An 8,982-nucleotide genomic window follows, 5' to 3' on the forward strand; every position below is an offset into this window, starting at 1 on the left:
CGGGGCTCCTGCGATTTCTAGCTGAGCATGCGTTGAGACGGCTGCAGCAGCGACAAGAGATCGCAAGCCAGTGGATCGAGAGAGTTCTGAGCTGCCCTGACTACGTACAAGTGGATCCCAAAGATCCTCATCTCAAGCAAGCCTATGGTCGAATTCCGGAGTACGGCAATCGCCTCCTGAAGATTGTTTACGATGAATCAACGGGTCCTTGGACAGTGGTGACTATCTTTTTTGATCGAACAATGGGGAAAAAGCTGCCATGAGACCTTTCATCGAGTTTGATCCTGATGTGGATGCTGGATATATTCGTTTGACAACAGCTCAAGTCCAAAGCTCAGAGGAGATTGCCCCTGGGGTTGTTTTGGATTTCGACAAGGAAAATCAACTGGTTGGAGTTGAGGTTCTCTCTGTTCATCGACAAATGGATAGCGACATTAAAATGCTTCCGCAAGAGATTCAAGACTACATCGTTTTATTGAGAAACTCCGTGTTGCAAGAACAGTTACTGAGTTAGATGAGAGTCTGGCAACACTAGCCCCACCGCATCTGTAGACGCAAGAGGAGTACCATTGCGATGGCCAGCCTTTTACTGTGGCCTGTTTGGCATGGTTGTAGGTGATTGAGATAACAGTCGCCGACCTTTCGGATTGCCAACGGATGTGCCGTCACTTTTATCGGATAGGCCGCACTCTCTTGGATCTGGACGCTGCCAAAACCGTTCGGGATCAACCCACCTGGTTCGAGGCTCCATCTTAAGGTCAGGGGCAGGAACCTGTTTGCCAGCAGCCTCAATCCCCTTGGACAGAGTGCTCTCAGCCACCCAACCCCATCGCTTCAATTTGATGAATGTAGTCGGGGGGAAGCCCATGCTCTCGTGCCCCCTTCAAGATTCCTTGAATATATCCCTCGCTTGGGATCAATGAATCATCAATGAATGAATCTCCCGCCACGTAAGTCATTGCTTCGATCACTTCACCCTCATCGCTTCGAACCTGAACCTGCTGGCGACGGTAATGACCTCCCGGGATTCCTTCATACCGATCCATCCTCTCCAGCCTGTCCGAGCTGCACAGATAGGCAACTCCCCACACAACCCCAGAGGGATCCCGGACAATGTTGGCCTTGCCGGTTCCATCGTTGCCGCGCTTGTTGAACGTCAGGCGGTATCCCTGCAAACGAGCACGCCTAGCTTCCTTGAAATCAACAGCACGGTGTCCCATCTGCTGGGCATCTAGGTTACTTCCGTATGCAAAATACCACTGCTCACTCATCTCTAGTTCCCTTGGTGTCGGGTGAACCCGCCTACCCAGAATTACACTGAGATATTGAGCACATTAGCATCACGGGATCCCGCCCCTCCATGAGCTACTTGGTTATCGACACCGAGGGCAACGCCAACCTGGAAGAGATCGCCCTTATCGACAGCAGCGGCAAGCTTATTTACCATGCCTACACCCAAGAATACTCGCCCCACCACCCCCAGCCCAAACCTTTGGCCCAAATCGTTGCTGACCTGCGGCGCTTGGCACAAGGCAAGACTCTTGTTTTCCACCATGCAGATCACGACCTAAAAATCCTTAAACAAGCCTTTGACCAAGTTAACCAAGATTGGCTTCCTAACCCCATCTTCTGTACTTGGTCAGCCGCCAAGCAATGTTTTCCCAACCTTGCCGGTTACAGCCTAGAGTATCTCAGCAAACATCTCGGGATCCAACTGGAGAGCGGTTACTTCAACTCCAAACTGGCCCACGACGCCAGCTACGATGCCCTCTTTACCTACCACCTCTATCGCCACCTCACCCACGCTCAGCTCAAAGCCCAGAATGTTCCCAATCCTTTCGCCAACAGCAGAGTTGACAATCCCTTTCAGCATTATCCCGACGAGACCACCATCTATCAGCCTCAGTACCAGCAGCTCACTGCCACCCTACAGGACATCCAACGGGATCCCAACCACCAGAGCCGAGGGGTTGTCTTACTGGGAGAACCTGGATCCGGCAAGACCCACCTGATCATGCGGGTGGCCCAAAACCTCCTGCGCCACAACCGTCTCCTGTTTATCCCTCAGCCCACCCATCCCGACAACATCTACCACCACATCTACAGCCACACCCTGGAATCCCTGCGCGAACGGGTAGATGCCCATCACCACACCCAGCTCGACTACTTGATTGCCAAGAGCTTTGTGGAAATCTTGAAAACCTTCCCCCAAACCTCAAAAACTGAAGAGCTTCTCTCCCTTCTCACGGCGGATCCCCTCAACCTCTTTCATCGCCTGGGAGCAGAAGGCACCGAGCGTCGTCGTCAACAATGGCAAGCCATTGAAAAACTGGTTCTGCGCTGGTGGGCAGAGCAAAACTTCCTTACCGGTTCCACCGAAAACATTCTCAAGGGCATCATCAAATACTGCAGCTACAGGGATCCCAACCGCCGTCACCAGATCATCCGCTGGCTCAGCGGTACCGACCTGGATCCTGAAGAAACCAACTTGATTGGGTTGCCCCCTTGGAGTGCAGATCTGGATCGCAACACCTTTGCCCTAGAAGGAATGAAAGTCATCGGTAGGCTCTCGCTGCTCGACCAGCCCCTGATCATTGTCTTCGACCAATTGGAGGCTCTGGGCCGAGAGGAAAATCGAGATATCCTTCTCAACTTTGGCGATGCTCTAAAAGAGCTTTTTACCCGTATTCCCAACAGTCTGTTTGTCCTTAATTTGTTTCCTGATCGTTGGCAACATTTCCAAACCCAATTTGACCGGGCTACCGTCGATCGCCTCTCCCAAACCGTCCTCTCCCTAGATCTCCCCTCTCTTCCCCAGCTTCAAGCCCTTCTCCAGAGCCGCCTGCCTTCAGGGATCCACCTCCAAGCTCTCTTTACCGCCGATGACCTAAGCGATATTCTTGGCCAACCCTCCATCCGGGCCATTCTCAACCGGGCCTCAGCCTACTATCGCCACTACATCAACGGGATCCCTCTCCCTCCCCAGGTGCAAGTTGTACCCACTGCCAGCAATCTAGCCGCCCGTGTCCAGCGGCTCGAAACTGAGCTGCAAACCCTCAAACAACTGCTCATCCCCCTTCTTCCTGCCCAGAGTCTTGTTGCTGTAGCTCCGCCTCTCCAGCCACCCAGCCTCTCTGAGGATCTTGCCGAAGTCTTGGAACCCTACCTCCGTGATACCGAGGCCCAGCTTCGTGCCAGCTATCCCCAAGAGGCGATTATGGACAGCACAGCTGATATCGGCAAATTGCGCACCATCGTCAATGCCCTGCAAGGGATCCATCCTGTCCCCATGAGTGCCCTGAAGCTGGGCAAACGCAAGCTTCCAGATCACCTCTATTTCCCCAGCCAAAAGCGGGTGATTGCCTTTATCCAAGTGGCTGCTGGCAGCATGTATTGGCAGGTCAATAACTTCAACCAATTGGTGATTGCTCACCCTGGGCTTCAGTTTCTCTTGCTGCGGGACGCCCGCCTCAAGCCTCCTTCTCCAACAGCTACTGCCACCCAAGCGGCCTTGGCTGCCCTCAACAACAGCCCTAATGGCAAGTATGAGCTGCTCACCAAAGAGGATCGCATTCACCTGGAGCTGATGTACAGAATGATCACCGACATCCAAAACCGCGACTTGGAGCTAGACCTGACCTCAGCCGTTCGGTACTATCTTGAGCATAGGGATCCCCCCCTTATTGCCTGGATCCTGGGCCGTGATTAAGCGCTCCAGATCCGTCGAAACCCCATGTTGTTCAAGGTCGGCTCCGCATCGGGATCCAGCACCGTAAAACCGGGATCCCATATTGTCCGGCCAAGCTTGTGACCTGATTCTTAAGGCTGCCGATCAACGGAGCCAATGGCAAGGGATTGACAGCGGAGCCAAAGTACCTCAAAGTTTCCGGCATAGTGGGCTTTGTCCGGCCCAAGCCCTCCCCTGATTACTCAGTATCGGAGCGGCGGGATTTGAACCCACGACCCCCACTACCCCAAAGTGGTGCGCTACCAAGCTGCGCTACGCCCCGACGCACTTACGGGTAGAAGCCCATGAAGTGCCTAGCTAGTCTAGCATCGGATCGCGGCCAGAGTTAACCCCAAGCTGCGGGATCCCGTGGAAAACATGCTAGCTTAGTTAAGCCGTTAAGAAATCGCACGCCTGAACCACCGGGTGTCCTTACAGCCCTTTCGCGGTTTGCTGCAACAGCTCCTGAGTTCCTTGCCAATGGGGGTAGAGCGCTCTGTGCAGGTAACCGGCGGGAAGGCCGTAACTGGGATCCGTTCGGGCGGAGGCTAACCCGTAGGAGAGGAAAAACTCATGAGCGTAGTCAGTTTGCCTCAACTGTTGGAGGCAGGGGTTCACTTCGGCCACAAGGCCAGCCGCTGGAACCCGAAAATGCGGCCCTACATCTTTACCGAGCGGAACGGCATCCACATTATCGATTTGGTGCAGACGGCCCGCTATCTGAACGAAGCCTACGAGTATGTGCGGGATGCTGCTGACAGGGGTTGGCGCTTCCTGTTTGTGGGCACCAAACGGCAAGCTGCCGGGATCATCGCTCAAGAGGCTCGTCGCTGTGGCAGCTACTATGTCAACCAGCGCTGGTTGGGGGGCATGCTCACCAACTGGGCCACCATCAAAACCCGCATCGACCGCCTCAAAGAAATTGAGGAGATGGAGAGCAGTGGTCTTCTGGATCGCCTGCCCAAACAAGAGGCCAGCCGTCTGCGGCGAGAGTTGGCCAGGTTGGAAAAGTACTTAGGCGGCATTAAAACGATGCGCAAGCTCCCCGATGCGGTGATCATCGTCGATCAGCGGCGGGAGGCCAACGCCGTTCAGGAATGTATCAAGCTGAACATCCCGATCATCTCACTGCTGGACACCAACTGCGACCCCGATCTCAGCGATATCTTCATTCCCTCTAACGACGATGCCATCCGAGCGATTAAGCTGATTGTAGGCAAGTTGGCGGATGCCATCTACGAAGGGCGGCATGGGCAGCTCGACACCGTTGAGGAGGATGAGTACGACTACGAAGGGGCGATGGATCTGGACGACGACATGCTGGAGGATATGGAGGACGAAGAAGAAGGAGAAGCCGAGGAAGGCTAGACCGAGGGCAGGGATCCCGTGCAATCCGGGCACTTCCCTGCCTGTTCCCTATCCAGAGGCGTGTATTCTTGAAATCTAGGTTTACAATTCTACCGAAGCCCGCTCATTCTCACTCATATCCCGCCACATTCTTCCCGTTCTTTCATTCGAGGAGCCCTCATGAGCATTGATGCCAAACTGGTCAAAGAGCTGCGCGAAAAGACGGGCGCAGGCATGATGGACTGCAAAAAAGCCCTGGAAGATTCCGGTGGCGATATGGAGAAAGCCATCACCTGGCTGCGACAGAAAGGGTTGGCAGGGGCAGCCAAAAAGGCCAGTCGCGTCGCGGCAGAGGGGGCAGTTGACAGCTACATCCACTTCGGCAATCGAATTGGGGTGTTGGTGGAAGTGAACTGCGAGACGGACTTCGTGGCCCGCAGCGAAGATTTTAAGAAACTGGTGCAAGACATCGCCAAGCAGATTGCCGCCTGCCAAAACGTAGAATACGTCAGCGTTGACCAGATCCCTGCCGAAGTGGTGGAGCGGGAAAAAGCCATTGAAATGGGCAAAGAAGATCTGGCCAATAAGCCGGAGAACATACGCGAGAAGATCGTGCAAGGTCGCATCGAAAAGCGACTGAAAGAATTGTCTCTGTTGGATCAACCCTTCATTAAAGATTCCTCGATCACCGTAGAGGAATTGGTGAAGCAGCACATTGCCAAACTGGGGGAAAACATTCGAGTGCGGCGGTTTGTGCGCTTTGTCCTGGGAGAGGGGATCGAGAAAGAAGAAGTGGATTTTGCTGCTGAGGTTGCCGCTCAAGCCGGTCTCAAGCCGGCAGAGGCCCCCAAAGTGGAAGAGACTCCACCCGCTCCTCCTGAAGAACCTGCCCCAGAACCGGCCCCTGCTGCCGAGAGCAAGCCGGCCAAAAAAGGCTCCGCCAAGAAAAAGAAATAGCCGGTCAAGGCTGAGCTGTAGGGCCATGTCGGCGGTGCAGAGGCGTTGAAACTGCGTTATGGAGAGTGTGGGCACCTCTATGTCGGCAGTTCTATAACCACTACGCTTGGGTATCCCTTGGGGGAAAGGCTAGGTTATGCATGCAAATGTTCTGATCCTCCCGCCTTGGCAGGGTTAACTCCAGCACGCTAAGGTAGCAGACGGCCTTTTTGGATCCCGGGCATGAGTTTTATCTTGCGCAATGCGTTAATTCCCACCGCCACCGGCTACGAAACCGCAGATGTGCGAATCGAGGGGGAACGGATTGCTGCCATAGGCAGAGGGTTACCCGCAACGGGCGCAGACAGCCTGGAACTGGATGCCAGTAACCAACTCTTGCTGCCGGGCTTTGTCAATGCCCACACCCATTCTTCCGAAATGTGGCAACGAGGGATCATACCGCCCTATCCGCTGGAGCTGTGGCTGGCACAACTGCACGAGTATGCGCCGCCGGATCCGGAAAAAATCTATCTCAGCGCGCTGGGGACGGCGGTGGAAACCCTGCTGACGGGCGGCACAACAGTGGTGGATCATCTGGTGCTGATCCCAGGCCAAGAGTTGGCCACCATTGAGGCAGCAGTGCGGGCCTACCGAGAAGTCGGGATCCGCGCCTTCGTGGGCCCCTTGATCCAGGATCAGGCTCTCTCTCGGGGGTTGCCCAGCAGCTCCTCTTGGGATCGGGAGCCGGAAACCTATCCCCTCTCCACAGCAGAGGTGCTGGCCATTGTGGAAGAGGCGGTGCAGCGCTTTCACCGGCCAGAAGAGGGCATTACCCTCATGGTGGCTCCCACAGGGATCCAACTGTGCTCAGACGAGCTGTTCAAGGGCTGTGCGGAGTTGAGCCAGAAGTATGACCTACCCCGCCACGCCCACCTGTTGGAAACCCGCGCCCAGCAGATGTTGGCCCAGGAAAAGTACGGCTGTAGTGCTGTGGAGCATCTGGAGCGCTTGGGCTACCTAGACCGGAAAACTTCCTTGGCCCACTGCGTCTGGCTCAGCGATGCCGATATTGAAATCCTGGCCCGTACCGGCTCTACGGTTGTTCACAACCCCTTGAGCAACCTGCGCCTGGGCAGCGGCATTGCCCCCATCTTGAAATACCGCCGGGCAGGGGTGAACGTGGCCTTTGGCTGCGATGGATCCGCCAGCAACGATTCGCAGGATTTGCTAGAGGCCATCAAAATCGGCACCATCCTGCACAACATCACGGATCCCGACTACCGCCACTGGATTTCTCCCCGCGAGAGCATCGAGATGGCAGCCCGAGGTGGGGCAATCGGCTTGGGCCTGGGGGATCAGATGGGATCCCTGGAAGTGGGCAAGCAAGCGGATCTGGTGCTGTACGATCTCACCCAACTGTCGCTGTTGCCCCGTACCGATCCCATTGGGCTGCTGGTGTTGGGTCGGCCCACCCAGGCAGTGCATAGCGTTTGGGTGCGAGGAAAACAGGTAGTGTCCGGCGGAGCCGTGACGACGGTGGATGTGGCCAAGCTGCGGCAGGATCTGTTTGCCCACAGCACCTGGGATCCCTTCCGCCGATCCCAGCAGGCAGAGCATCTGGAAGCTCGTTATCGTCGGGTGATGGGCTTGCCAAAGTAGCGTTGGATGTCCCTGTGTGGCCAGAAGAAGCAGACCGGGCCAGCATCACAGAGCAGGTGAAACGACAGGCGCTGGCGCTGGGCTTTGACAAAGTTGGCATTGCCAGCATAGAGGATCCCCCCGACTTGCGGGGCCTGCAAGCTTGGCTGGCTGCGGGCATGGCCGCCGACATGGCCTGGATGGCGGATCCTAGGCGAATGGATCCAAAGCAGGTGCTGCCGGGGGTGCAGTCGTTGGTCTGTGTGGCTTTGAATTACTACACCCCCATCCGCCACAGCCAGGATCCGGGCAAAGGCAAGATCTCCCGCTACGCTTGGGGTCGAGATTATCACCGCGTGTTGGGACGGCGGCTCAAACAACTCCACCTCTGGATGCAAGCCCAGTTCCCAAATCATACGGGTCGATTCTACGTGGATACCGGCCCGGTTGCGGAAAAGCCCTGGGCCATGCAGGCGGGCTTGGGTTGGATCGGCAAAAACAGCCTGTTGCTCACCCGCGAGTACGGCTCCTGGGTGTTTCTGGGAGTGATCCTGACCACCCTGCCGTTGCTCCCTGACCAGCCCCACACCGCTCACTGCGGCACCTGCACCCGCTGCCTAGAGGCTTGCCCCACGCAGGCCATCGTCAGTCCGGGGGTGGTCGATTCCCGCCGCTGCGTTGCCTACCACACTCTAGAAAGCCACGCCGAGCGGATCCCTGCCAAGATTGCCCAGAACCTGCACAACTGGGTGGCCGGCTGTGACATCTGCCAGGAGGTCTGCCCTTGGAACCAACGCTTTGCCCAACCCAGCCGGATCCCGGATTTTCAGCCCTACTCTTGGAATGTTGCCCCTGATCTCCAGGAGCTGGCCCGGATCGATGATCGGGAATTCGACCACAAGTTTCCGGCCTCTGCCCTGCGCCGGCTCAAGGCCCACCGCCTGCGCCGCAACGCCCAAGCAGCCCTGGAAGGCAATTCCAGCTCTGCAGCTGGCAGCAACGATTTGGAAGCCCCCTCTACTTAACTTGGATACGCTTTCCTAGCAGGATCTTGCGGCCTCGAGGCCGGCGCCAGAAAATGGTGGGGCTATTGTCTCTGGGCCAGGGACGCAAGCTAACATACATGCCCTACCCTCTTTCTGAGGCCACAGTGCTGGGCCGCCATGGTCTTGCTCTCGTAGGAGCGGTTTTGCGCAAAGGACGTGTGGACTTGGTGCAGGAGTTTACCCACCGCTTTGTTTGAGCTGGATCGACTCAAACACAGTAGCCCCACCTAAAACACGGTCATTTCAAGCTAGATTAGGACACTGATACATTCACGCTGAACTCTCCTG

General features: G+C 56.2%; 8 protein-coding genes, 1 tRNA gene and 1 pseudogene. 8 read left to right on the forward strand and 2 right to left on the reverse strand.

Translation table 11 applies throughout. The features are described from left to right. Both NW818_RS10315 and NW818_RS10320 read left to right on the forward strand, forming a co-directional pair. A partial coding sequence (locus NW818_RS10315) for a DUF4258 domain-containing protein (RefSeq protein ID WP_414424492.1) occupies positions 1-263 on the forward strand: 263 nt, incomplete at its 5' end. Beyond that, a complete protein-coding gene (locus NW818_RS10320) occupies positions 260-514 on the forward strand; it encodes a DUF2283 domain-containing protein (RefSeq protein WP_011433140.1) in 255 nt (84 codons plus the stop codon). The genes NW818_RS10315 and NW818_RS10320, both read left to right, overlap by 4 nt. 298 nt (positions 515-812) lie before the next feature. Here NW818_RS10320 and NW818_RS10325 read toward each other — a convergent pair whose 3' ends face one another. Further along, positions 813-1,271, reverse strand: coding sequence for a gamma-glutamylcyclotransferase family protein (locus tag NW818_RS10325; protein WP_414424493.1), 459 nt, complete (start codon positions 1,269-1,271; stop codon positions 813-815). Between the two features lie 89 nt (positions 1,272-1,360). Here NW818_RS10325 and NW818_RS10330 point away from each other — a divergent pair, with 89 nt between their 5' ends. Continuing rightward, positions 1,361-3,709 (forward strand): AAA family ATPase, encoded by a 2,349-nt coding sequence (locus tag NW818_RS10330; RefSeq protein ID WP_414424494.1) that lies wholly within the window; start codon positions 1,361-1,363, stop codon positions 3,707-3,709. A 227-nt stretch (positions 3,710-3,936) separates the two neighbouring features. On the opposite strand, the gene NW818_RS10335 is transcribed toward NW818_RS10330, so the two are convergent. Then, positions 3,937-4,010, reverse strand: a tRNA-Pro gene (locus tag NW818_RS10335). Positions 4,011-4,300: 290 nt separating this feature from the next. Between NW818_RS10335 and rpsB the strand changes: the two genes are divergently transcribed. From rpsB to NW818_RS10360, 5 genes and pseudogenes are all read left to right on the forward strand, one after another. Beyond that, the gene (gene rpsB / locus NW818_RS10340; RefSeq protein ID WP_414328871.1) at positions 4,301-5,095 is read left to right on the forward strand and encodes a 30S ribosomal protein S2; all 795 of its coding nucleotides are present in this window, start codon (positions 4,301-4,303) and stop codon (positions 5,093-5,095) included. Between the two features lie 159 nt (positions 5,096-5,254). Continuing rightward, positions 5,255-5,899 (forward strand): annotated as a pseudogene (gene tsf, locus NW818_RS10345) (translation elongation factor Ts); the annotation flags it as partial. 354 nt (positions 5,900-6,253) lie between these two features. Next, positions 6,254-7,669 (forward strand): amidohydrolase, encoded by a 1,416-nt coding sequence (locus NW818_RS10350; RefSeq protein ID WP_414424495.1) that lies wholly within the window; start codon positions 6,254-6,256, stop codon positions 7,667-7,669. Positions 7,670-7,725: 56 nt separating this feature from the next. Further along, positions 7,726-8,673 (forward strand): tRNA epoxyqueuosine(34) reductase QueG, encoded by a 948-nt coding sequence (gene queG / locus NW818_RS10355; RefSeq protein WP_414424496.1) that lies wholly within the window; start codon positions 7,726-7,728, stop codon positions 8,671-8,673. 26 nt (positions 8,674-8,699) lie between these two features. Beyond that, positions 8,700-8,891 (forward strand): hypothetical protein, encoded by a 192-nt coding sequence (locus NW818_RS10360; protein ID WP_414380595.1) that lies wholly within the window; start codon positions 8,700-8,702, stop codon positions 8,889-8,891. Positions 8,892-8,982 lie beyond the last annotated feature (91 nt).

This window comes from Synechococcus sp. R6-5 (genome assembly GCF_047461775.1).
In the GTDB taxonomy this organism is placed as follows: domain Bacteria; phylum Cyanobacteriota; class Cyanobacteriia; order Thermostichales; family Thermostichaceae; genus Thermostichus.